The sequence below is a fragment of the Rhizobium rosettiformans W3 genome (genome assembly GCF_004912135.1).
GTDB classification, from domain to species: domain Bacteria; phylum Pseudomonadota; class Alphaproteobacteria; order Rhizobiales; family Rhizobiaceae; genus Allorhizobium; species Allorhizobium rosettiformans.
In genome coordinates, this window is sequence record NZ_STGU01000001.1 from 497,522 (window position 1) to 521,902 (window position 24,381).

A 24,381-nucleotide genomic window follows, 5' to 3' on the forward strand; every position below is an offset into this window, starting at 1 on the left:
AAATCCGCAAGGCGAAACTTAAGGAAGGGTTAATTCCCACAATTTCGTGAAACCTTTGGCCGTTTGGACAAAAAAAGAGCCGCAAATGCGGCTCTCAAGGTAAAACAGGGAGAAAAATCAGACCACGCCCAAAGAGGAAATCGCCTGAATCCAGGAGCTCTGGATGAGGGCAGATTAGGCTAAAATGCTTAACGGCAAGTAAACGGAAAATTGAAAGATGGTTCTTTCGGGAGCGGTTCTGTAGAATTCACCCTCTATACTTTGGGGCTGAACAGGCTGTCTGCCGCCTTCCGGCCCGCCTCCTTGAGGTCGATCTCGCGACTCAGTCGCGCGATCTCGTCTTGCAGAAGCGTGATTCGATGCCGCAACTCGTCGGCGGAGATGCTGGACAGGTCACAGCCCAGCTCGTGGCTGGTGCTGCGTTTGCGAGGGTCTTCATCGATGATCATGCGCGTGCCTCCATCGGCTCATTCTCGTCGATCTCTTCCTGATCAGGCAAGGGGGCAGCACGCGGGTCGAGGCTCAAGCCCTCCGGTGTGCTGCTGATCGGCGAGGCGGTGATGGGCAGGTTCGGCAGGTTTTCGCGATCGGCTGCCGGGATCGCGGCACGGGTACGACTGCGATAGATGGCATAGGCCGATATCAGAAGGTGCGAGACCGCGGTGACGGCAAAGAGCGCATAAGGTCCGGCTGCGGTCATGACCGGGCCGCCCAGCGTCGGGCCGATGATCGTGCCGATGCCGAAGAGCAGCAGCAGGCCGCCGGAGACTTTGACGAATTCATCGGCCTTCGCGAAGTCGTTGGCATGGGCGACGGCGATCGGATAGAGCGCATTGGCGGCGGCGCCATAGGTGCCGACCAGCACGAAGATCCAGAGCGGGTCGCTGGGCGTGAAGAACAGAAGTCCAAGTGCGGCGAAGGCTGCCAGGCTGGAAAGCGCTGCCAGCACGTAGCGGCGGTCGATGCGGTCGGAGAGCTTGCCCGCGGGGAACTGCATCACCGCACCGAGGAAAATTGTCACCGACAGGAGGATCGCGATCGTCGTGGCATCGAGGCCGGCGCGGGAGCCGAAGACGGCGACGAGCGTGCCATAGGCACCGTTCGCAATGCCGATCAGCAGAATGCCGACGAAGGAAACGGGCGAGTTGCGATAGAGCAGGGGCAGATCGAGCTTGATCGAGCGAAGCGGCTGCGGTGAGGCGGCCGTCGACATCAGCGTCGGCAGCACGGCAAAGCCGTAGACGATCCCGCAGATCATGAACAGGATGGTCGTTGCCGGATCGAAGACGCCCACCAGCATCTGGCCGCCGACGACGCCGATCAGCGTGATCGAAATGTAGAACGAGAAGATCATGCCGCGGCTCTCGTTCGTCGCCCGCTCGTTCAGCCAGCTTTCGATGATCATCGAGGTGCCGGCGGTGCAGAAGCCGGTGATGACGCGCAAGGCGACCCACCAGGTGGCATCGACGATGATGCCGGTGAGCAGGGCGTTGACCGAGATCAGAGAGACGAAGGTGGAGAAGGCGCGGACATGGCCGACCCGCATGACCAGTTTCGGCGCCACGAAGCAGCCAAGCACGAAGCCTGCCGCCCAGGTGGTGCCGAGCAGGCCGAGCACCTCGTTGGAGTAGCCCTCTGCGGCACCTCGGACCGGCAGCAGGAGGCCGTGCAGGCCGTTTCCGAGGAATAGGAAGAGCGTGCCCAGAAGCAGGGCCATTACCGGCAGAAGATTACGTCTCATGGCATTCTTGTCGATTGGTGTTTTGAGGACACCCGCGGACGGGCGACGCTGTTCAGGCACAGTAGACCGATCTTCCTACTGTTGTCTGAATGCGACCTTGGAGCTTGCAGGATTCTCTTCTGGCGGGCAAAAGTGACAGTCGTGTGGCTGCGTCGCCGCTATCAAAGCTTCTGCGCGTTCACGCGCGCACGCTCCACAGGGAATACGAATGACCAAGGCCATCTCCGCCTTTCTGATCCTCGCGATGATCGTCCAGCTGATCAAGCCCCTCGGCCTGCCGGGACTGAGGCGCCGCAGCGACTTCTGGAAACTCGCCGTGGTCGCCTTCGTCACCTGGTCGATCACGCTCCTGATCCGGCCGTGATCGGCCGACGCCTCACTTCGCAGCCGCAGCCTTCTCCGTCTGCCATTCAGGCAGGGGGAAGAGCCTGTCATAGGCCCAGTTGAAGATGAAGGCATAGACCAGGTAGAACAGGGCGAAGGCCACGTCCATGACGAAGGCCTGCCAGAGGCTGATCCCGAGATACCAGGCGATGAACGGCATGAGCACCATGAGCAGGCCAACCTCAAAGAGGATGGCGTGAATGATGCGCATGGGCACGGTCTTCAGCGTCGTGCCGGTATAGCGGCGCAACATGTGGTCGAAGCCGAGATTGTAGAGATAGTTCCAGCCGGTCGCGAGCGTCGCGCTGACAATGCCGACAATGCCGATGTCGGTGGGCGGGACCGAGAACGCCCAGCTGCCGATCGGAATAATCAGGGCAAGGCCGATCAATTCAAAGCTGATGGCGTGGCGAATACGGTCTGCGGCGGTGCGCATGTTCTTCCCTCCGGGAAAACAGGCGGGTCGTCCCGCAGTGATCATCATACCCTATATGGGGAGGTCGTCCTCACCCGCGGATATAGTCAGCCAAGCCCGCTGCGGCAAGATAGTCTTGCTGAAGTTTTCGGCATTTGCGCAAGGATTGAGCGAGAGGGTTCCGTTCAGATCAGCAGTTCGCCGCGCGAGACCAGAACAGAGCTTCCGCTGATCTCGACGGAGTTGAAGGCTGCGTTCCGTGTCCGGACGGACAGCCGGATCAGGCTTCGGCGGCCCATCTCGACGCCTTGCTCGATGAGGAGGTGGCGCTCGTCGGGTGGCGCCTTGAGCGTCGTCAGGAACGCGCCAAGTGCTGCGGATGCGCTGCCCGTTGCCGGATCCTCGGTGACATTGTCGAAGGGGGCGAACATGCGGGCGCGCAGATGATCCTGACCGACCCAGGTGTAGAGGAAGGTCGCGCAATCGCAGTCTTCCGCGGCGTATTCCTGTCTGAGGGCCGTCAATGGTTCCAGACGAGAGGCGGCGCGGGCCAATGCGTCGAGGTCCTTCACTTCGATCAGGATGAACTTCAATCCGACGGACGCAAAGGTTGGCTGGTGCCGACTGGTCTCGATGTCCCTGGACGAGAGCCCCACGCAGGGTGCCATCATCCCCGGCGGGATCGAGGCGCCGATCGTCAGCGGGCCGGGCGCCCGGATCGTCGTTGCGCTGACGTCGCCAGTGTCTTTGCGGGAAACCGAGACCTCAACCAGCCCAGCCTTTTCCTCAAAACGGATCCGGTCGCTCACAGGGTTGCCGAAGATCGTTCCTTGGCTTGCGAGCACATAGGCGGTGCCGACATTCGGGTGACCGGCGAAGGGCACCTCCGTCACGGGGGTGAAGATCCGTACCTCGGCGGTGTTGCCAGGCTCCTTGGGCGGGAGGGCAAAAGTCGTTTCGGAGTAGCCGAATTCAGCCGCGATCTGCTGCATCTCCTTGTCGCTCAGGCCCCGTGCATCGGTGATCACGGCCAGCGGGTTGCCGGCAAAGCGCGTTTCGGTGAAGACGTCGACGGTGACGAAGGGGATGGTACGAGACGAGTTCGGCATGATTGCTCCAGAGGCTTTCCCTGGTCCCCTGATAACGCAAGAAGCCCGGCACGTGGCCGGGCTTTCGTGTCCTGATGACAAGTTTGCCGTTCTGTGGTCCGTCGCAGCGCTTATTCGGCGGCCATGGCGCCGGCCTTGTTGACGCTGGCGGCGTAGATCTGATCGATCGTCTCGGCAATGCTGGCGTTGAACTCGGCATCGCTCATCGACACGCGCAGCTTTTCCGCAAGCGCGCGGGAGAAGCTCGCGATCACGCCGTGGTTGTGGCTGAGCTTCTCGCAGGCATCGACCGTGCTGTAGCCGCCAGACAAAGCGACAACCCGGATGACCGACGGGTGGGAGACGAGCGGTGCGTAGAAGTCATCGACCGTCGGAATGGTCAGTTTCAGCATGACCTTGTCACCTGCCGGCAGCCGGTCGAGTTCCGCGGCAATCTCGTCACGGAGAATGGCTTCGGCTTCCCGCTTCGTGGGGCTCTTGATGGAGACTTCCGGCTCGACGATCGGAACGAGGCCCTGGGCGATGATCTGGCGCGCCACCTCGAACTGCTGCTTGACCACCGCAGCGATGCCACCCTTGTCGGCATGGGCGATCACGGAGCGCATCTTGGTGCCGAAAATGCCTTTCTCCCGGCCGCGGACGAGCAGCGCGTCGAGGTCCGGCATCGGCTTCATCAGCTGCACGCCGTTCTCTTCCTCCAGCAGGCCCTTGTCGATCTTCAGGAAGGGGACAACGCCGCGCTTTTCCCAGAGGAAGGTTGGAACCGGCTCGCCGTCGACATCGCCGTCCATGGTGCGTTCAAAGAGGATGGCGCCGATCACCTTGTCGCCGGTAAAGGCGGGTGCCTTCATGATGCGTGCGCGCATGGCGTGGATCAGGCGATACATCTCGTCGTCACCCTGGTAGTCGCTCTCGGAGACGCCGTAGAGACGCAATGCACCCGGTGTCGAGCCGCCACTCTGGTCCAGCGCGGCGATGAAGCCAGGTGCCGAGGTCATTTTGTCCAACATCTTCGCGTCCACCATATTTCACTCCTATCCCTGAACATGGCGCGCAACGCGCCCAACTGAATTCCTGTTGTGGCACCTGGCCGCCTGCGCTGTGCCGGTCACTCCCGGACCGTCTCGGTCCTGCGGGACCGGTCTGTCTTCGGCGATAACAGAACTTCCACGGAGGGAAAATGGTCCGCTAAGCTATTGAAACGATTGAAATCATTTCAATCGTTTGAAAATTCAAAGATTTTTAAACGCGTTTCAAACGGCATGGAAATTGCGGTTTTCGCAGTCGAGGTGCAGGGAATTTCAGTGGGGCAAAATAACGTGTGTCGCCGACCGAGGTTCCGCTGGCTCATGGTAACGCAAAGACTGAGACGGCCAAATGACTGTCGACAACAAAAAAGACCGCGCGCCGGAGGGGCGCGCGGTCGATCGGTTTCAAGTTTTGATAAAGACAGCTCAGCCCTTGGTCAGGACCGCGACGCCCGGCAGTTCCTTGCCCTCCATCCATTCGAGGAAGGCGCCGCCGGCCGTCGAGACATAGGAGAAGTCGTCGGCGACTTCGGCATGGTTCAGCGCCGATACGGTGTCGCCACCACCGGCGACGGACACGAGCTTGCCGGCCTTGGTCTGTTCGGCCGCATGTTCGGCCGCCGAGACGGTCGCCTTGTCGAAGGGGGCGATCTCGAAGGCGCCGAGCGGGCCGTTCCAGACGAGGGTCGCTGCCTTTTCGATCCAGCCGTTGATCAGTTCGACCGACTTCGGGCCAACGTCGAGCATCATTGCGTCGGCGGGGATGGCATTGATGTCGACCGTTTCGTTTTCGGCATTGGCCTTGAACTCGCGGGCAACCACGCCGTCGACTGGCAGCACGATCGAGCAGCCTGCCTTCTTGGCCGTTTCCATGATCGAGCGGGCGGTGTCGGCCAGATCATGCTCGCAGAGCGACTTGCCGACATTGATGCCCTGAGCGGCGATGAAGGTGTTCGCCATGCCGCCGCCGATGACGAGGGCGTCGACCTTGGTCACGAGGTTGGAGAGCAGGTCGATCTTGGTCGAGACCTTGGCGCCGCCAACGATGGCAACGACCGGGCGGGTCGGCTGGCCGAGGCCTTTTTCCAGCGCTTCCAGCTCGGCCTGCATGGTGCGACCGGCATAGGCGGGCAGGTGATGGGCGAGGCCCTCGGTCGAGGCATGGGCGCGATGGGCGGCGGAGAAGGCGTCGTTGACGTAGATGTCGCCGTTCTTGGCAAGTTCTGCGGTGAATTCCGGTGTGTTCTTCTCTTCGCCCTTATGGAAGCGGGTGTTTTCGAGAAGCAGGATATCGCCGTTTTCCATCTTGGCGATGGCGTCGGCGACGGGTGCTCCGATGCAGTCCGAAGCGAAGGCGACGCTCTGGTCGAGCACTTCCTCGACGGCCGGTGCGATCAGCGAGAGCGACTGGTCGGGGACCGGCTCACCTTTCGGGCGGCCGAAATGGGCGAGCAGAATGACCTTGGCACCCTTTTCCGACAGCTCATGGATCGTCGGCGCCACGCGCTCGATGCGCGTCGTGTCGGAAACCTTGCCGTCCGTGACGGGAACGTTGAGATCGACGCGGACAAGCACACGCTTGCCTGCGATGTCGGTGAGATCGTCGAGTGTCTTGAAAGCCGGCATGAAACTACCCGTCTTGAATGCTGTTGAACTGGGCTGACGGGCCGGACCTTACACCGCTCAGATGACGGCGCAAGGCGCGAGGTTTCATTTTTCGCCGGTTTGATCCAGCCTCGTCTCGCCGCGTTTGCGACGCAGATAATCGCGGCTCGCCAGAACGAGTTCGCGGATATTGAGGAAGATTGGCCAGGTGGTGGCGGGCTCGACCGGCTCCATGGACACGCCGACGGATGCGATATGTCCGTGTTCGTCGATGTCGCGGACGATCAGCACAATGGCACCGAGACGGACCCGGTCGGCATAATCGCCGCGACCGCCGAGGCGTTGGGTGATCATCTCGGCGACGGTCTTGCCGCGCTCGCTGTCGGTGATCGAGAGGGGGCCATAGGCTTCGTCGAGGTCGCGCACATGGGTTGCGGGCGAGATCGCGAAGGTGCCGAAGAACTCACCGTCGTCTTCTTCCACCGGGGCTTCGGTGGCGAAGAGGCGATCGAGCAGCTTGGAATAGCTCGGCGCGATGAAGAGGTAGACCTGGTCGTTTTCGCGCAGCCGGCCGGCATACTGGTAACGCATCGACTTGCCGTCGCGGATGACCAGCGAGGGCATAGCCCAACGCGGAATACGCTCGCCGCGAAGAACAGGGCTGCCGGCAACGACGCGGTAGGCGAGGAGTTCGTGATTGGCCGAGCCCGGCAGGTCAAGCTCGACCTTGTCGATTGCGCCAATACGTGGCGGAATGATCAGCCCGAGGCGCTTTGCGAGCGGCTTGATGGTCCAACCCTGCAGCACCAGCGAGATCATCACGACGATGAAGGCCGTGTTGAAGAAGAGCTGGCCGTTGTCCATGTTGCCGATGACCGGCACGATCCCGAGCAGGATGGAGACGGCGCCGCGCAGGCCGACCCAGGCGATGAAGCCCGTTTCACGCTGAGTGAAATCGAAGGGCAGCAGGCAGAGCCAGACGGCGAGGGGGCGCGCAATGAAGACGAGGAAGAGGGCGAGCAGGACGGCCGGCAGCAGGATCTGCGGAAACTCGGAAGGGGTCGCGAGGAGGCCGAGCACGAGGAACATGATGATCTGGGAGAGCCAGGTCATGCCGTCCTGGAAACGCTTGATCGACACCGTCGAGGGCAGCTTGCGCGACCCGGCATAGATGCCGGCGACATAGACGGCGAGGAAGCCACTGCCGCCGATCAGGCCGGTGAAGGCGAAGATCATCAGGGCCATGGCGAGCATGAAGATCGGTGCCAGACCCTGCTCGATCTGGAGCCGGCGCAGGATGAAGGCAATCGACGCCCCGCCGATGAGACCGAGGATGAGGCCTATCCCCATCTGCTCGACGAAGAGCCTCAGCAGATCGAAAGAGAGAGCGTCTGCGCCGCTGCCGTTCGAGATCAATTCGACCAGCGCGATGGCGAGGAAGATCGCCATGGGGTCGTTGGTGCCGGATTCGACTTCGAGCGCCGAGCGAACCCGGTCACGAATGTTGATGCCGCCGATGCGCAGCAGGAAGAACACGGCCGCCGCGTCCGTGGATGCGAGGATCGCGCCGAGCAGCATGCCTTCGAGATAGCTGAAGCCGAAGAGGAAATGGGCGGCAAAGCCAAGAAGCAGGGTGGTGAGCAGGACGCCTGCCGTCGCGAGCGTCAGCGCCGGGGCCGCAGACAGCCTGAAGGACTGCAGGGAGGTGCCAAAACCGGAATCGAAAAGGACGACCGCTAGCGCCAGCGAACCGACCACGTAAGCCAGTCCGAAATTGGAGAAGTCGATGCCGAGACCATCGACGCCGGCACCCAGGCCGATCGTCAGAAAGAGAAGAAGGAGGGGCGCACCGAAGCGGAAGGCGATGAGGCTCGAAAAGGCGGCCAGGAAGACGAGGGCCGTTGCAACCAGCGTGACCGCATAGAACTCACTCAATCCTCTTCCCCTTTCCCATCACCTGTCGACCGGTCGCACCCACCACTGTCCGTTTCCGCGATCCGGCTGTCAAACCGAAACGTGGTCGCTTCCCGTCGTCATGACGGGCACTTCTTGCAAGGCGGAAGTTCAATGGCTTGCCGAACGGCTTCAGCAAGCTGGAGCAAGATCATGATGATTATGGGGCGGATTTAAATATTTTAATCCGCCCCACGTCATTTTTTATCTCGGCTCGGACATCAGTCCTCGGATGAGCGCGTAACACGCGCCGAGGAGGACAACCGCGAAGGGCAAGCCGGTGGACACGGCCATGGCCTGGAGTGCCACGAGACCGCCGCCGAGAAGCAGGGCGACTGCAACCAGACCCTCGAAGCTTGCCCAGAAGACACGCTGCGGGACCGGTGCATTGACCTTGCCGCCTGCCGAGATCGTGTCGATGACCAGCGAACCGGAGTCGGAGGAGGTCACGAAGAAGACCACGACCAGGATGATCCCGATGAAGGAGGTCACCGCGGTGATCGGCAGATGGGCCAGCATTTCGAAGAGCTGCAGTTCCAGAGCCGCATCCTGCACGCTGGTCAGGCCGTCATTGACGAGCTGGCTGATCGCGGTGCCGCCAAGAGCCGTCATCCACAGGACCGAGACGAGCGACGGGATCAGCAGAACGGCCGTCAGCAGTTCGCGTACGCTACGACCGCGGCTGACGCGGGCGATGAACATGCCGACGAAGGGCGACCAGCTGATCCACCAGGCCCAGTAGAAGGCCGTCCAGCCCTGGGAGAAGTTGGTGTCTTCACGACCGAAGGGATTGGCAAGTGCCGGCAGATAGGTCGCATAGGCCGAGAGGTTCAGGAAGAAGCCCTTGAGGATCTGCATTGTCGGTCCGACCGCGATGATGAAGACGAGCAGCAAGGCTGCAAGGCCGAGATTGACCTCCGACAGAAGCTTCACACCCTTGTCCATGCCCGCGACGACTGAGGCGATGGCGATGCAGGTGATGGCCAGCACGAGCAGGATCATCGTGGTTTCGGTCGCGGGAATGCCGAAGAGGAATTCCAGACCGGCGCTGGCCTGCTGGGCACCGATGCCGAGCGAGGTCGAGAGACCGAAGATGGTCGCGAAGACCGCCAGGATGTCGATGACGTGACCCGGCCAGCCCCAGACGCGCTCACCGAAGATCGGGTAGAAGATCGAACGCAGTGTCAGCGGCAGGCCCTTGTTGAAGGAGAAGAGGGCCAGAGCGAGGGCAACGACGGCATAGATCGCCCAGGGGTGCAGACCCCAGTGGAAGATGGTTGCCGCCATGGCGAGGCGCCGGGCTCCTTCGGGATCGCCGACCGCGCCGTTGAGCGGTGCCCAGTCCGTGCGGACGCCGTCTTCGACAACGGGACCGCCAAGTGCGGCCGTGAAGTGACCCATGGGTTCGGAGACGCCATAGAACATCAGGCCAATGCCCATGCCGGCGGCAAACAGCATCGCGAACCAGGCGAGGTTGCCAAAGTCGGGACGGGCGTCAGGGCCGCCGAGGCGGATGCGCCCGAGCGGCGAGAGGATCAAGCCGATGCAGACGAGGACGAAGACATTGCCGGTCAGCAGGAAGAACCAGTCCAGATTGCTGGTCAGGAAGTTCCTGAGGCCTGTGAAGGCCGGCTCGAGCGTCGTCTGGAACGCCAGCGTCAGGAAGGTGAAAAGTACGATCGACAAAGCCGAGACGCTGAAGACAACATTGTGGATGTCGAGTTCAAAGACGAAACGGCGGCGGAAGTTGATGTTGTCCTGACCGATCTCATAGCTGGTATCGATGATCTCGGTCCGCCCCTCTGGCGCCGGGATCGCATCTTCCGCGACAGCTTCATGGGGATCGGTCGTTGTGAGAGCCAATGTTCCGGTATCCTTTCAATGTGAGGTCGAGGCTTCAAGCCTCAGATCGGCGCGCAAGGGCGCCATCGGGTGGCGCGGGCTGTCCAAAGAAGCCGCATTTGCGCCACAATTCGAAGAGGCAACTAGTGGGCCGCCTGATTGTTCCATGGTCGGAACCAATTTTTTCTCAGGCGAGGCCGGCATCTTCGAAAACGAAAAAGGCGGGCCATTGCTGACCCGCCTTCATGCGAGACTGATCTTAATGGATCAGATGAGCTTTGCCATCGCCACTGCCGTGTCCGACATGCGGTTCGAGAAGCCCCACTCGTTGTCGTACCAGGTCAGGATGCGCACGAAGTTGCCTTCGAGAACCTTGGTCTGGTCGAGTGCGAAGATCGACGAATGGCTGTCGTGGTTGAAATCGCGCGAAACCAGCGGCTCGTCGGTGTAGCCGAGGATGCCCTTCAGGGCGCCGTTGGAGGCTGCGATGATGGCTTCGTTGATCTCTTCCTTGGTCGTGTCCTTCTTGGCGACGAACTTGAAGTCGACGACCGAGACGTTCGGGGTCGGGACGCGGATCGAGGTGCCGTCCAGCTTGCCCTTCAGGTGCGGCAGAACCAGACCAACGGCCTTGGCTGCGCCCGTCGAGGTCGGGATCATGGAGAGCGCTGCCGCGCGGGCGCGGTAGAGATCCTTGTGCATGGTGTCGAGCGTCGGCTGGTCACCGGTGTAGGAGTGGATCGTGGTCATGAAGCCGTGGTCGATGCCAACGGCATCGTCGAGCGTCTTGACGACCGGCACCAGGCAGTTGGTCGTGCAGGAGGCGTTCGAGATGACCAGGTGGTCCTTGGTCAGCTTGTCGTGGTTGACGCCGAAGACGACCGTCAGGTCGGCGCCATCGGCCGGAGCCGAAACGATGACGCGCTTGGCGCCGGCCTGCAGATGCAGGGCGGCCTTTTCACGCGAGGTGAAGATGCCGGTGCATTCCATGGCGATGTCAACGCCGAGTTCCTTGTGCGGCAGGGTTGCCGGATCCTTGATCGCGGTAACCTTGATCGGCTTGCCGCCGCCAACGATGATCGTGTCGCCTTCGACCTTCACATCGGCCGGGAACTTGCCGTGGATCGAGTCGTAGCGCAGCAGGTGGGCGTTAGTCTCGACCGGGCCCAGATCGTTGATGGCGACGACTTCGATGTCGGTGCGGCCGGATTCGACGATGGCGCGGAGAACGTTACGTCCGATACGGCCGAAGCCGTTGATGGCAACTTTCACAGTCATTGGTGCACTCCCGATTGAATATTGAGCTCTTGGGCAATGTCAGGGCGCAGCACGCGCGCCCTGGCGGGATGGTGTCAGGCAAGCTTCTCTTCAGCCGCGGCGACAACTGCGTCAGCCGTGATGCCGAAGTGCTTGTAGAGTTCCTTGGCCGGGCCGGAGGCGCCGAAGGACTTCATGCCGATGAAGGTGCCAGTGGAGCCGATGATCGCGTCCCAGCCCTGGCGAATGCCGGCTTCGACGGCGATCTTTACCGGCGCATGGCCGATGATCGCTTCCTGGTAGGCGGCGTCCTGTTCGAAGAAGAGTTCGAAGCAGGGGACCGAGACGACGCGGGCGGAGATGCCCTTGGCTTCCAGCTGCTGCTGCGCCTTGATCGCGATCTCGACTTCCGAACCGGAGGCAAAGATCGAGACCTGTGCGTCGCTGGCCGAGATCAGCTCATAGGCGCCCTGGGCGCAGAGGTTGCGTTCTTCGTATTCCGTACGGGCCGGGATGAGATTCTGACGGGTCAGCGCCAGACCGGACGGACGGTCCTTGTGCTCCAGCGCCACCTGCCAGCATTCCACGGTTTCCGTGGCGTCTGCCGGGCGGAACATCAGGAGGTTCGGGATGGCGCGCAAGGCGGCCATGTGCTCGACCGGCTGGTGAGTCGGGCCATCTTCGCCGAGACCGATGGAATCATGGGTCAGGACGTGGATGACGCGGATGCCCATGAGAGCAGCGAGGCGGATCGACGGACGGCAGTAGTCCGAGAAAATCAGGAAGCCGCCGGAATAGGGGATCAGACCGCCATGCAGGGCGATGCCGTTCATGGCCGCGGCCATGCCGTGCTCGCGGATGCCGTAGTGGATGTAGCGGCCGGAGAAGTCGGTCGGGGTGATCGACTTGGTCTGGCTGGTCTTGGTGTTGTTCGAGCCGGTCAGGTCGGCGGAGCCGCCGAGCGTTTCGGTGACGACGCCGTTGATGACTTCGAGCGCGTCTTCCGAAGCCTTGCGGGTGGCGACGGTCGGCTTGGTCTCGGCGAGCTTCTTCTTGTAGGCGTCGACGGCGCCGGCGAGCGTGCCGGGCAGTTCGCCTGCGAAGCGGCGGTTGAACTCGGCGCGCTTCTCAGCGTCTGCAGCAGCGAGGCGTGCTTCCCATTCCTTGCGGGTCTTGGTCGAGCGCAGGCCAGCCAGACGCCAGGCGTCCAGCACGTCTGCCGGGATCGAGAAGGCTTCTTCTTCCCAGCCAAGCGCCTTGCGGGTGGCGGCGATTTCGTCGGCGCCGAGCGGCGAGCCGTGAACCTTGTGCGTGCCGGCCTTGTTCGGGGCGCCGAAGCCGATGACGGTCTTGGCGGCGATCATGGTCGGCTTGTCGGATGCCTTGGCGGTTTCGATCGCAGCCGCGATCGCTTCCGGATCATGGCCGTCGATGGCGATGGTGTTCCAGCCGGCCGAGCGGAAGCGGGCATGCTGGTCGGTCGAGTCGGCGAGCGAGATCGCGCCGTCGATCGAGATGCCGTTATCGTCCCAGAAGACGATCAGCTTGTTGAGCTTGAGGTGGCCGGCCAGCGTGATCGCTTCCTGGCTGATGCCTTCCATGAGGCAGCCGTCGCCTGCGAGCACATAGGTGTAGTGGTCCTGCAGGTCCGAGCCGAACTCGTTCGACAGCTTCTTTTCGGCGAGTGCCATGCCGACAGCCGTGGCAATGCCCTGGCCGAGCGGGCCGGTGGTCGTTTCGATGCCGGAGGCATGACCATATTCCGGGTGACCTGCGGTCTTGGCGCCGAGCTGGCGGAAAGACTTGATGTCTTCGATCGTCATGTCCTCGTATCCGGTGAGATAGAGGAGCGAGTAGATCAGCATGGAGCCGTGGCCGGCCGACAGCACGAAACGGTCGCGGTCAGGCCAGAGCGGGTTCTTCGGGTCGAAGCTCAGGTAGCGGGTGAAGAGAACGGTCGCGACATCGGCGCAGCCCATGGGCATGCCGGGGTGGCCGGAATTGGCCTTTTCCACTGCATCCATGGCGAGGAAACGGATCGCATTCGCCATCCGCTGATGTTTTTCGGGAGAAATCATGGCTTATCCGCTTGTTCCGGGGCTTCGAGATACGGCCCGCCGGGACGGGCCGCCTGAACGGGGCTGATCCTTATCAGGTGCATCGCGCAAGTCAACAAAAGGGCCGGCCCGGGGCGTTTCCTGAGCCAATAAAACATCTCTTTGCCTCTTTCCTGTGCGACTTGTCCGGATGACTTCCGCAGCGGCAATAAGCGGCAGTCTTCCACAGAATTGGCTTCTTCCAAGGGGCCGCGCTTTATTGACGCGCGGCAAGACCGGGGCTTACTGTCCCGGCACACAGGATCGGGGCGGCCACAACGATTCGTGTAGCGAACAGACATCACTGAGGCAGGGGCGAAATAATGCCGGCGGAAAATTCGGTTGATGCCGCGCTCGCAGCGCTACGGCAGGCTGTCGCCGGGCTCGAGAACGCCGTCGACATGCGCTTCGAGGCGGAACGGGAGAGCACGGAGATCGATGGCGAAGTTCGCCGCGTCCATGCAGATCGTGCGCGCCTCGCCCAGGAACTGGATCAGTCGGAGTTTCGCGCCAACCGGCTTGAAGAGGTCAATCGCGAGGTTTCGCGCCGACTGGTGACCGCGATGGAGACGATCCGGGCGGTTCTCGACCGCTGAACGGTCGGCTAAAGGCGTTTGTGTGCTTCCGGCGCGATGGCGTCGTGCGTAAGAAAGAGTTGGATGGCCGATGTCGCAGGTGACAGTCACGATCGACGGAAAAGCCTATCGCATGGCTTGCGAGGAGGGGCAGGAAGCCCATCTGACCGAGCTTGCGAGCCAGTTCGATCGGTATGTCGGCCATCTCAAGGGACAATTCGGCGAAATCGGTGATCTCAGGATCACGGTGATGGCCGGCATCATGGTCATGGACGAGATGGCCGAGATCAATCGCCGCCTCGCCACCGCCGAAGCCGAACTCAAGGGCTTCCGCGAGGGACGCGACACGGTCCTCTCAGGCGTCCATCAGCGCGAAGAAGCCGTGGCGCATGCGATTGCCGATCTCGCCGAGCGGCTGAACGGCATCACCCGCAAGCTCACCCAGCGCCCCGCGCCCCAGCCCCAGGCTTAAGGACTATTTGCTGAGCCCACTGGCGCAGTCAGGGCGAAGCGCCTATATCTGAATTGCGATCTGCGCCTCACGACAGGAACCACAATCCCTGGGGCCATACTCGATCCAAAGGGAGCTGTCCCTGACCGGGCCCGTGGGCTCGGACATATGGCGCCCACCTACGTTTGTAGGCACCCAGGATCGTAAATCTCCATCGGTTGCCGTGGATCGCACCTCACTCTTCAAGAGATGACATGCAAAAAGCCGCCGCGATTGCTCGCGACGGCTTTTCTTGTTTTTTGGCTCCTGGGATCAGAATTCTTCCCAGTTGTCCTGCGAGGCCGCAGCGGCCGTGTTGCCGCCGCCGAAGGCCTTGGCGAGGCCGCCCATCATCTTGCGGGCCGGAGAGGCGACCGGCCGGGTCTCGGCTGCGGCGGCTGCCGGACGCGAGGCGGCGCGGGGAGCCGGTGCCGCAGGCGCCGTATAGGCCGGGGTTGAGACGGTGCGTGCCGGGGCCGCAGCGTTGCCGGCCATCCGGAACTGGGCGACGAGGCCACCGAGATTGCGGGCGCTGTCGGCGAGGCGGTGCGTGACAGCCGTTGCCTCTTCCACCATGGCGGCGTTCTTCTGCGTGAACTGGTCCATGTGGTTGACCGAGCCGTTGATCTCGTGCAGCGCCGTGGACTGTTCGCGGGCCGCCGATGCGATCGCCGTGATGTGGTCGTTGATAACGGCCACCTGGTTGGAGATCTCGCCGAGCGCGCTGCCGGTCTGCTGGACCAGCGAGACACCGCCGGCGACGGCTTCGCCCGACTTGTTGATCAGCGCCTTGATGTCCTTGGCGGCATTGGCCGAACGCTGGGCAAGTTCGCGAACTTCCTGGGCAACGACGGCAAAGCCCTTGCCGGCTTCACCGGCGCGTGCGGCTTCTACGCCTGCGTTCAGGGCAAGCAGGTTGGTCTGGAAGGCGATCTCGTCGATGACGTTGATGATCTTGGAGATCTCGCTCGATGCCTGTTCGATCCGGCTCATGGCTTCGATCGCGTCGGAGACGACCTTGCTGGAGCTTTCGGTGCTCTGGCGCGCCTTGGTTGCCATGTGGGCCGCTTCATCCGCCTTGGCCGAGGAGCCGCGAACGGTCGAGGTGATTTCCTCGAGTGCCGCGGAGGTTTCCTCGAGGGAGGCTGCCTGCTGCTCGGTGCGCTTCGAAAGGTCGTCCGTTGCCGAGCGCATTTCGGCAGAGCTTGCCTCGATGCCGGAGGTTTCGGCGCGGATTTCCGACAGCGTGCTGCTCAGCTTCTCGACCGAAGCGTTGAAGTCGACGCGCAGACGATCGAGGTCGCCGGTGAAGGGACGATCGATGCGAACCGTCAGGTCGCCGTCGCTCAGGCGGTTGAGACAGCCAGCGAGAACGTCGACGGCTTCCTGTACCATGCGGGAGTCTTCGGCCTTGGCGCGTTCGCGCTCAGCACGTTCCTGGTCACCCTGGGCTGCGGCTTCTGCTGCCTGGCGCTCGATCTCGATCTTCTGGATGGCGCTTTCGCGGAAGACGTTGATCGCGCGAGCAAGGGCCCCGACTTCGTTCTTCAGGTCCTGGTCGGGAACCGAGGTGTCGAGCTGGCCGGCTGCCAGGCTTTCGGCCACGGCGGTGAGGCGCGGCAGCGAGCCGACGATGCGGCGCACGAGAAGGGCGATCAGGGTGGCGGCAATCAGCAGGACGATCAGCGCGGTTGTCCCGATCGCATAGGTCATCTCGGTGGCGATGCCGTTGATTTCAGCCTTGCGCACACCGGCATAGAGGATGCCGATGACGTCGCCGGCAGGCGAGAAGATCGGCTGATAGATGGTGTAGTAAGGCGTTTCCAGGATCACGGCCTCGCCGCGATAGACCTGACCCTTGACGGAATAGGGGTAGACGGCGCCGGTCTGGCCGAGTGCCGTGCCAACGGCACGGTTGCCGTCAGGCTTGATGATGTTGGTCGTGCGGCGCCAGAAGTCCTTGCTCTCGGCATCCCAGGCAAAGATCGTCGCGGTCTGGCCGGTCATGCGGCCGATCGTGTCGATCATGCCATGCTCGGTAAATTCGGTAGGGATCGACTCCATGACGACCCGTTCAACGTTGCCGTCCTTGGCCCAGGTGATCTGGGTGCCGGGAAGGTCGCGCTCGATGATCGTCGCGGCGGTGCGCAGGCTTGCATCCTGGCCGGCGATGGCCTGTTGCTGAATGCGCGTCTCGATGCTGCCAGAAATGACCCAGGCCACCGCTCCGAGGGACGCGACGAGGATCAGAACTGTCGTTGCCGTGATCGTTTTCGTGATGCCGAAGCGTGAAAATAGCTGCATGAAGCGATGCCCCTTGTACATTAACTCGAACCTTAGTCTAAGCTCTTCGGGTTAATCCTTGGTTTTCCAAGGGAATTGCTAAGGCACTTGATAAAGGGCAATTGCTCGATTTTTTGGCTTTTGTCACCCCATATTTGGGGTGGCCCGTTCAGGATCAGCGTTTCATGATGTCAAAACGCCAATTAAAGGCAAATCTTAGAGGTGAGCGGCTTGCCGCCCGTGACGCCATCCCCGCCGAGCTTCGGCTCGAGTTCAGCCTGCGCATGGCCGAGCTTGCCGGCGATGATCTCAGCATCGAGCCGGGTACCATCGTCTCCGGCTTCTTTCCCATCCGCTCAGAGGCCGACATCCGGCCTCTGATGGCGCGGCTGAAGGCGCGCGGCGCGCGTCTCTGCCTGCCCGTGGTCATGGACAAGGAGACCATCGTCTTCCGCGAACTGGTGGCCGGGGCGGAGCTCGTCGACACCGGCTTCGGCACGCGTGGGCCCGGGCCTGAGGCGGCCGTTCTCGATCCGGATCTGCTGCTTGTGCCGCTGTCGGCCTTCGATGCCCAAGGCAACCGCGTCGGCTATGGCGCCGGTCACTACGACCGCGCGATTGCACGTCTCAGGGAAAAAGGCCGGCATCCGCGTCTGATCGGCATTGCATTCGACTGTCAGGAGGTGGCAGAAGTGCCCTATGAAGCCCATGACGTCCGGCTGGAGGCCGTGCTGACAGAGAGCGGCCTCAGAACATTCATGGAGTGATTGGACGAAATGCGACTTCTGTTCCTCGGAGATATGGTGGGCAAGACCGGACGTACGGCTGTTTGGGAGCGGTTGCCGGGCCTCATCTCCGACCTGAAGCTCGATTTCGTCATCGTCAACGGTGAGAACGCCGCCGGCGGCTTCGGCATCACCGAAGATATCTATCTCGAGACCATCAATGCCGGGGCCGATGTCGTCACGACCGGTAACCATGTCTGGGACCAGAAGGAGGCCGTCTCCTTCTGCACGCGGCATGACCAGTTCCTTCGTCCGGCAAATTATCCCGCCGGAACGCCCGGCAAGGGCTCGGGCCTCTACTACGCCCGCAATGGCGCTCGTGTGCTCGTTGCCAACATCATGGGCCGCGTCTTCATGCATCCGGAACTCGACGATCCCTTCAAGTCCGCCGAGGCCATCCTGGCAGCCTGCCCGCTGAAGGAGCAGGCGGATGTGATCGTCTTCGATTTCCACGCGGAGGCGACGAGCGAGAAGCAGTGTTTCGGCCATTTCGTCGATGGCCGTGCGAGCTTTGTCGTCGGGACGCACACGCATGTTCCGACCGCTGACCATCAGATCCTGAACGGCGGCACGGCTTATATGTCGGATGCCGGCATGTGCGGCGACTACGATTCCTCGCTCGGCATGGAGAAGGAGGAGCCGCTCAACCGCTTCATCTCGAAGATGCCCAAAGGCCGCTTCGAGGCGGCCAGCGGGCCTGCCACCATCTGCGGCGTCGGTGTCGAGATCTCCGACAGCACGGGGCTTGCCGAAAAGATCGCACCGCTCAGGCTCGGGCCGCGGCTTGCCGAAACGATCCCGTCCTTCTGGGCCTGACAGACCAGCGATAACGCCATTGTGACGCCTTGCCACCGGGAGGGCGCTTTACGCTTTCCCGGCGCTCCCGCATTCTCTAATGCACGATCTGGATACGGTGCAGGGAGCGGCATGATGCTGAGACTGATGTTGTCCACGATGGCGCTTGCCGTGTTGACCGGCAGCGCCTTTGCGCAAGAGGCACCGCGACCGCAGGTCAGCCAGTGCCAGCTGATCGCCGAGAAAATCCCCGACGTTCAATATGCCAACTTCACGCCGCCCGCATCGGGGGCTCCGGCCTTGACGCTGGCGCAGGTGCAAGAGGACGTCGTGATCACTTTCGTGGGTCACTCCACGTTCCAGATCGACACCCCTGGGGGTATCTCGATTGCCACCGATTTCAATGGCTGGCTGCGCACGTCGCGCACCCCCGACGTGGTGACGATGAACAAGGCCCATTCGAGCCATTACACGCTCAATCCTGACCCGGCGATCGGCGCCGTTCTGCATGGCTGGAACGAAGCGGAGCCCGGGCAGCCGATCGAGCACAGGCTGGTCGTTGGCGACGCCTATGTGCGCAACGTCCCGACGGATATCAGAAGCTGGGGTGGGGAGATGGAGCCGAACGGCAATTCCATCTTCATCTTCGAGGTGGCGGGGCTTTGCATCGGGCATCTCGGGCACCTGCATCACGAGCTGACCGATACTCACTACGGCGAGATCGGACGTCTCGATATCCTGATGGTCCCGGTGGATGGCGGATTGACGCTCGGGGCCGACAGCATGAGCCGGATCGTCAAACGGCTGCGCTCTGCCGTGATCCTGCCCATGCATCGCCGTGGTCCGCCGATCGAAACCTTCCTGTCGATGTTCGACGACAGTTTCGATACGCAGATTTCCGAGAACCGCGGCTTCACCGTGTCCATGCGGACACTGCCGAGAAAGCCGCTGATCCTCGTTCTTCAAGGGGTCTAGGACCCCTTGACACCTCAGGCGAAGCGGACTTCGCGGTGAACGCCGACATCCGGCATCTTCTCGTCGCTCATATTGGCCTTGGCGATCTCCCAGCCGAACTTGAGCGAGCTGTCGGTCGAGGCCCAGATTTCGCCGTCATCCAGCTTGAGTTCCAGAAGCGTCAGCTTCGGATCGGACTTGCCGCCTTCGTACCAGGCAGCCACGACCGAGTTCCAGTACTCGTCGATCTTCGCCGGGTCCTTGTTTTCGGTCAGCGTGCCAGCGAGGCATGCGTGATAGTCGTGATCCTTGCCGACGACACAGAAATGCGCGCGGCTGCCCGGACGCAGCGCCTGCACCAGATGGCTGTCGGTCTTGGTGAAGAACCAGATGGCGTTGCGCTTGCGATCCGCATTCGGAGCCATGGGCTGCATGTGCATGTTGCCACCCATCAGGCCGAGCATGCCGGCATGGATGTCGTCGATCTCGTCCCAGAGCTGTTCTACGGGATTTTCCTTGGCTTCGGTGAAGCTTGCCATGTTTTGTCTCCTACGGGTTTTGCCGTGGAGGCAACGAACTCAAGGGTGAGATGTTCCTCACTCATCACGGGCTTCGCAGAGGTCTCATGACTCTTGAACCGGGCCGGTTTCGCCCGTATAAGGCGGCCATTCCCAATATAGAGACCTGATCAGGGGTGCCATGGCTGGCCATTCACAGTTTAAAAACATCATGCACCGCAAGGGGAAGCAGGACGGTATCCGTTCGAAGATGTTCTCCAAGCTTGCACGCGAAATCACGGTTGCCGCAAAGACCGGTCTGCCCGACCCTGCGATGAATGCGGCACTTCGCCTCGCCGTCCAGAACGCCAAGGCACAGTCGATGCCGAAGGACAACATCGAGCGCGCGATCAAGAAGGCATCCGGTGCCGATGCCGAGTCCTATGACGCGATCCGCTACGAAGGTTACGGTCCGGGCGGCGTTGCCGTCATCGTCGAGACGCTGACCGACAACCGCAACCGCACCGCATCTTCCGTACGGTCCACCTTCTCGAAGGCCGGCGGCGCGCTTGGCGAAACCGGTTCGGTTTCCTTCTCCTTCGACCATGTCGGTGAGATCACCTACAAGGCTTCGGTCGGCGACGCGGACAAGGTGATGGAAGCGGCGATCGAAGCCGGAGCCGAAGACGTCGTCTCCGACGAAGAAGGCCACACCATCTACTGCGCTTTCGAGGACATCAACGACGTGTCCAAGGCGCTCGAAGCGGTTCTTGGCGAAGCCAGCTCCGTTAAGGCGATCTGGAAGCCGCAGAACACGATCGAAGTGGACGAAGAAAAGGCGCAGTCGCTGATGAAGCTCATCGACACGCTGGAAGACGATGACGACGTGCAGAACGTCTATTCGAACTTCGAAATCTCCGACGAGGTCATGGCCAAGCTTTCGGCCTGATCCGCGGTCAGACACCAGACATCAAAAAAGCCCGGCTGCAGACCAGCCGGGCTTTTTCGTTTCCAGCAATCGATCGGCGATCAGGCAGCCGCGCTGCGCACGCTGCCGATCACGTCGACGAGTTCGTTGACGATGCGCTCGACCTGCTCGCGGTCATCGCCTTCGGCCATAACACGGATCAGCGGCTCAGTGCCCGAAGGGCGGATGACAAGACGGCCGGACTTGGCAAGTTCGGCTTCCGCATCGGCGATCGCCTGCTTGACCACGGCGTCTTCCAATGGCTTGCCGCCGGAGAAGCGGACATTGCGCAGGAGCTGCGGCACCGGCTCGAAGCGATGGCAGAGTTCGCTCACCGTACGGCCTGTGCGCTTGACGGCTGCCAGGATCTGCAGGGCTGCCACGAGGCCATCGCCGGTCGTGCCATGGTCTGACAGCACGATGTGCCCAGACTGCTCGCCACCCACGTTGAAGTCGTGATTGCGCATGTGTTCGACCACATAGCGGTCGCCGACCTTGGTGCGGGCAAGGGTCAGGCCCTTGTCGCCGAGGAAGCGTTCGAGGCCGAGATTGGACATGACAGTTGCGACGATGCCGCCACCACGCAGGGTCTGGTCCTGAGCCCAGGTCTCGGCGATGACCGCCATCAACTGGTCGCCGTCGACCACCGTGCCGTTCTCGTCGACGATGATGACACGGTCGGCGTCGCCATCGAGCGCGATGCCGATATCGGCGCGGGTCTCGTGCACCTTCTTCTGCAGCGTCTCCGGATGCGTCGAGCCGCATTCGAGATTGATATTGGTGCCGTTGGGCTCGTTACCGATCGTGACGACCTCGGCGCCGAGTTCCCAAAGAGCCGCAGGGGCAACCTTGTAGGCCGCACCATTGGCACAGTCGATCGCGACGCGCAGGCCATGAAGGGTGACGTCGCGGGGCAGGGTGCGCTTGGCGAATTCGACGTAGCGGTCATGCACGCCGTCGATACGCTTGGCGCGGCCGATGTCGTTCGGGGATGCGAGCTGACCGTACAGGTCCTTTTCGAGCAGTTCCTCGATCTGCATCTCGAGTTCGTCGGAGAGCTTGTAGCCGTCAGGGCCGAAGAGCTTGATGCCATTGTCGGCGAAGGGATTGTGGGAGGCGGAGATCATGACGCCGAGATCGCAGCGGAGCGAACGCGTCAGCATGGCGACGGCAGGCGTCGGGATCGGGCCGAGAACGAAGGCATCGAGACCGGCCGCTGTGAAGCCTGCCACCATGGCGTTTTCCAGCATATAGCCGGAAAGGCGCGTATCCTTGCCGATCACCACGCGGTGGCGATGGCCGCCGCGGCGGAAGATGGTGCCTGCGGCGATGCCGACCCGCATGGCGAGATCCGGGGTCATGGGAAAGCGGTTGGAAAGGCCGCGAATGCCGTCCGTGCCGAAGTAGCGACGTGTCATCAGGTGTTCCTTCAAGTCCTTTTCAACTCCGCGGCTGCGAGACGTCATTCGTCTCGAGCGATCGCGCGGAGATCCCTTGGTTGGCTGCTCATGCCACAGAACGCGGTACAGGACACGTAAAATAGCGCTAAAAACGATTACACGGCGTTACCTCTGCCACGCTCGTCCACTGGAATCTGACGAACACTGCAACTGAAACCAAAAAGGCCACCCCGAAGGATGGCCTTTCTCGTGTCTTGATCTGGGCGCGCACTCAGTGCGGCTGCGGCTCCAGGCCACCTTCCGGCTCGCCGCCCTTCGGGGCGTCCTTGCGGCCGGTGGAGGGCACGGCAGAGCCACGGCTCGGCGGGGTGTCGTCGCCGCTGTCACGGGACGGCTTCTCGCCACGCAGCAGCGCCTTGATCTCGTCGCCCGAGAGCGTCTCGTATTCGAGAAGACCTTCGGCGATCGCGACGAACTCGTCATGGTGCTCCGTCAGGATGCGGCGGGCCTCGGTATAGGCCTCGTCGATCAGGCGGCGTACTTCGGTGTCGATCTTCTGGGCGGTCGATTCCGAGACGTTCTTCGACTGCGAAACCGAGTGACCGAGGAAGACTTCCTGCTGGTTTTCACCATAGGCGACCTGGCCGAGGACATCGGAGAAGCCCCATTGGGTGACCATGGCGCGGGCAAGCTTGGTCGCCTGCTCGATGTCAGAGGATGCGCCGGAGGTGATGTTTTCCTTGCCGAAGGTCAGTTCTTCCGCCACGCGGCCGCCCATCATGATGACGAGGCGAGAGACCATCCACTTGTAGCTCATCGAGTAGCGGTCGCCCTCAGGCAACTGCATGACCATGCCAAGCGCACGGCCACGCGGGATGATGGTTGCCTTGTGCAGCGGATCCGCCACCGGCACCTGCAAGGCCGTGATGGCATGGCCGGCTTCGTGATAGGCGGTCAGCTTCTTCTCGGCTTCGGTCATGGCGGACGAGCGGCGCTCCGCACCCATCATGATCTTGTCCTTGGCGTCTTCGAATTCGGCCATGGTGACGACGCGCTTGTTGCGGCGGGCGGCCATCAGGGCGGCTTCGTTGACGAGGTTCATCAAGTCCGCACCGGAGAAGCCGGGCGTGCCGCGTGCCAGAACCTTAAGGTCGACATTCGGAGCGAGCGGCACGTTGCGGGCATGCACCTTGAGGATGCGCTCGCGGCCGACGATGTCGGGGTTCGGGACAACGACCTGACGGTCGAAACGGCCCGGACGAAGAAGAGCGGGGTCGAGAACGTCGGGACGGTTGGTCGCGGCGATCAGGATGATGCCTTCATTGGCTTCGAAGCCGTCCATCTCGACGAGCAGCTGGTTCAGCGTCTGCTCGCGTTCGTCGTTACCGCCGCCGAGGCCTGCGCCACGATGGCGACCGACGGCGTCGATTTCGTCGATGAAGATGATGCAGGGCGCGTTCTTTTTCGCCTGTTCGAACATGTCACGGACGCGGCTTGCACCGACGCCGACGAACATTTCAACGAAGTCCGAACCGGAAATGGTGAAGAAGGGGACGTTGGCTTCGCCGGCAACGGAGCGGGCGAGCAGCGTCTTACCCGTGCCCGGAGGGCCGACGAGCAGAACGCCGCGCGGGATCTTGCCGCCGAGGCGCTGGAATTTCTGCGGGTCGCGCAGGAATTCGACGATTTCTTCCAGATCCTGCTTGGCTTCGTCCACACCGGCAACGTCGTCGAAGGTGACACGGCCATGCGCTTCGGTGAGCAGCTTCGCCTTGGACTTGCCGAAGCCCATGGCACCGCGGGAGCCACCCTGCATCTGACGCATGAAGAAGAGCCAGACGCCGAGGATCAGCAGCATGGGGAGAAGCGTGCCGATATAGCTCAGGAAGCCGGAGGAGCCGTCCGTTTCCGGGCGGGCCACGATCATCACGTTCTTGGCTTCCAGCTTGCTCAACAGGTTGTCGTCAACGACAGGCGCATAGGTCTGGAAGGCGGTTCCCGATTCGACATACTTGCCGAGAACGCGGTTGCCGGTGACCGTGACCTCACGAACGCGCCCGGCATCGACCTCCCGAAGGAACTGCGAATATGGCACTTCGCTCGAAGCCGTCTGCGACGGCGAGGTCTGGAACATGCTGAACAGCGCGATCAGCAGCAGCGCGATGATCGCCCAGAGCGCGAAATTGCGAAAATTTGGGTTCATTG

The 24,381-nt window shown here is 62.2% G+C and carries 21 protein-coding genes and 1 other RNA gene; 8 read left to right on the forward strand and 14 right to left on the reverse strand.

All coding sequences use genetic code 11. The features are described from left to right. Positions 1-254 precede the first annotated feature (254 nt). A complete protein-coding gene (locus FAA86_RS02340) occupies positions 255-449 on the reverse strand; it encodes a DUF1192 domain-containing protein (protein WP_136538176.1) in 195 nt (64 codons plus the stop codon). Further along, positions 446-1,741, reverse strand: a complete 1,296-nt coding sequence (locus tag FAA86_RS02345; protein WP_136538177.1) for an MFS transporter — start codon at positions 1,739-1,741, stop codon at positions 446-448. Before FAA86_RS02345 ends, FAA86_RS02340 begins: the two co-directional genes overlap by 4 nt. A gap of 208 nt (positions 1,742-1,949) precedes the next feature. Between FAA86_RS02345 and FAA86_RS24480 the strand changes: the two genes are divergently transcribed. Continuing rightward, on the forward strand, positions 1,950-2,105 hold the full coding sequence (locus FAA86_RS24480; protein ID WP_166600938.1) for a hypothetical protein: 156 nt from the start codon (positions 1,950-1,952) through the stop codon (positions 2,103-2,105). A gap of 12 nt (positions 2,106-2,117) precedes the next feature. Here the strand turns inward: FAA86_RS24480 and FAA86_RS02350 are convergent, their stop codons facing one another. The 8 genes from FAA86_RS02350 to tkt form a co-directional block, all read right to left on the reverse strand. After that, on the reverse strand, positions 2,118-2,561 hold the full coding sequence (locus FAA86_RS02350; protein WP_136538178.1) for a PACE efflux transporter: 444 nt from the start codon (positions 2,559-2,561) through the stop codon (positions 2,118-2,120). Between the two features lie 164 nt (positions 2,562-2,725). Then, a complete protein-coding gene (locus FAA86_RS02355; protein ID WP_136538179.1) occupies positions 2,726-3,649 on the reverse strand; it encodes a PhzF family phenazine biosynthesis protein in 924 nt (307 codons plus the stop codon). Positions 3,650-3,759: 110 nt separating this feature from the next. Then, positions 3,760-4,674: a fructose bisphosphate aldolase gene (locus tag FAA86_RS02360; RefSeq protein ID WP_136538180.1), complete on the reverse strand. Its 915-nt coding sequence runs from the start codon at positions 4,672-4,674 to the stop codon at positions 3,760-3,762. A 429-nt stretch (positions 4,675-5,103) separates the two neighbouring features. Continuing rightward, positions 5,104-6,303, reverse strand: coding sequence for a phosphoglycerate kinase (locus FAA86_RS02365; RefSeq protein WP_136538181.1), 1,200 nt, complete (start codon positions 6,301-6,303; stop codon positions 5,104-5,106). Between the two features lie 84 nt (positions 6,304-6,387). Then, on the reverse strand, positions 6,388-8,217 hold the full coding sequence (locus FAA86_RS02370; protein ID WP_136538182.1) for a potassium/proton antiporter: 1,830 nt from the start codon (positions 8,215-8,217) through the stop codon (positions 6,388-6,390). A 222-nt stretch (positions 8,218-8,439) separates the two neighbouring features. Next, a complete protein-coding gene (locus FAA86_RS02375) occupies positions 8,440-10,098 on the reverse strand; it encodes a BCCT family transporter (RefSeq protein WP_136538183.1) in 1,659 nt (552 codons plus the stop codon). 246 nt (positions 10,099-10,344) lie between these two features. Next, positions 10,345-11,355 carry a type I glyceraldehyde-3-phosphate dehydrogenase gene (gene gap, locus FAA86_RS02380; RefSeq protein ID WP_113458495.1) on the reverse strand — a complete coding sequence of 337 codons (1,011 nt, stop codon included), beginning with the start codon at positions 11,353-11,355 and terminating at the stop codon, positions 10,345-10,347. Positions 11,356-11,429: 74 nt separating this feature from the next. After that, entirely contained in the window at positions 11,430-13,412 is a 1,983-nt protein-coding gene (gene tkt, locus FAA86_RS02385; RefSeq protein ID WP_136538184.1) for a transketolase, read from the reverse strand. Positions 13,413-13,753: 341 nt separating this feature from the next. On the opposite strand from tkt, the gene FAA86_RS02390 reads away from it, so the two are divergent. From FAA86_RS02390 to ssrS, 3 genes are all read left to right on the forward strand, one after another. Next, complete coding sequence (locus tag FAA86_RS02390; protein ID WP_076394074.1) at positions 13,754-14,026, forward strand: DUF4164 domain-containing protein; 273 nt, start codon at positions 13,754-13,756, stop codon at positions 14,024-14,026. Between the two features lie 70 nt (positions 14,027-14,096). After that, the gene (locus tag FAA86_RS02395) at positions 14,097-14,477 is read left to right on the forward strand and encodes a cell division protein ZapA (protein ID WP_136538185.1); all 381 of its coding nucleotides are present in this window, start codon (positions 14,097-14,099) and stop codon (positions 14,475-14,477) included. A gap of 54 nt (positions 14,478-14,531) precedes the next feature. Continuing rightward, a non-coding RNA gene (ssrS, locus tag FAA86_RS02400) (6S RNA) lies at positions 14,532-14,690 on the forward strand. A gap of 78 nt (positions 14,691-14,768) precedes the next feature. On the opposite strand, the gene FAA86_RS02405 is transcribed toward ssrS, so the two are convergent. After that, positions 14,769-16,799, reverse strand: coding sequence for a methyl-accepting chemotaxis protein (locus FAA86_RS02405; RefSeq protein ID WP_136538186.1), 2,031 nt, complete (start codon positions 16,797-16,799; stop codon positions 14,769-14,771). Positions 16,800-16,966: 167 nt separating this feature from the next. Between FAA86_RS02405 and FAA86_RS02410 the strand changes: the two genes are divergently transcribed. The 3 genes from FAA86_RS02410 (at position 16,967) to FAA86_RS02420 (ending at position 19,333) form a co-directional block, all read left to right on the forward strand. After that, positions 16,967-17,545, forward strand: coding sequence for a 5-formyltetrahydrofolate cyclo-ligase (locus FAA86_RS02410; RefSeq protein WP_136538338.1), 579 nt, complete (start codon positions 16,967-16,969; stop codon positions 17,543-17,545). Between the two features lie 9 nt (positions 17,546-17,554). Beyond that, a complete protein-coding gene (locus tag FAA86_RS02415) occupies positions 17,555-18,379 on the forward strand; it encodes a TIGR00282 family metallophosphoesterase (RefSeq protein ID WP_113458561.1) in 825 nt (274 codons plus the stop codon). Positions 18,380-18,490: 111 nt separating this feature from the next. After that, positions 18,491-19,333, forward strand: a complete 843-nt coding sequence (locus FAA86_RS02420) for an MBL fold metallo-hydrolase (protein WP_136538187.1) — start codon at positions 18,491-18,493, stop codon at positions 19,331-19,333. Positions 19,334-19,347: 14 nt separating this feature from the next. Here the strand turns inward: FAA86_RS02420 and FAA86_RS02425 are convergent, their stop codons facing one another. Further along, positions 19,348-19,851 carry a pyridoxamine 5'-phosphate oxidase family protein gene (locus tag FAA86_RS02425; protein ID WP_113458491.1) on the reverse strand — a complete coding sequence of 168 codons (504 nt, stop codon included), beginning with the start codon at positions 19,849-19,851 and terminating at the stop codon, positions 19,348-19,350. 160 nt (positions 19,852-20,011) lie between these two features. Here FAA86_RS02425 and FAA86_RS02430 point away from each other — a divergent pair, with 160 nt between their 5' ends. After that, a complete protein-coding gene (locus FAA86_RS02430; RefSeq protein ID WP_136538188.1) occupies positions 20,012-20,758 on the forward strand; it encodes a YebC/PmpR family DNA-binding transcriptional regulator in 747 nt (248 codons plus the stop codon). Positions 20,759-20,838: 80 nt separating this feature from the next. Here FAA86_RS02430 and glmM read toward each other — a convergent pair whose 3' ends face one another. Further along, on the reverse strand, positions 20,839-22,194 hold the full coding sequence (gene glmM, locus FAA86_RS02435; protein ID WP_136538189.1) for a phosphoglucosamine mutase: 1,356 nt from the start codon (positions 22,192-22,194) through the stop codon (positions 20,839-20,841). 253 nt (positions 22,195-22,447) lie between these two features. Beyond that, on the reverse strand, positions 22,448-24,379 hold the full coding sequence (gene ftsH / locus FAA86_RS02440) for an ATP-dependent zinc metalloprotease FtsH (protein WP_113458489.1): 1,932 nt from the start codon (positions 24,377-24,379) through the stop codon (positions 22,448-22,450). Between the last annotated feature and the right edge of the window lie 2 nt (positions 24,380-24,381).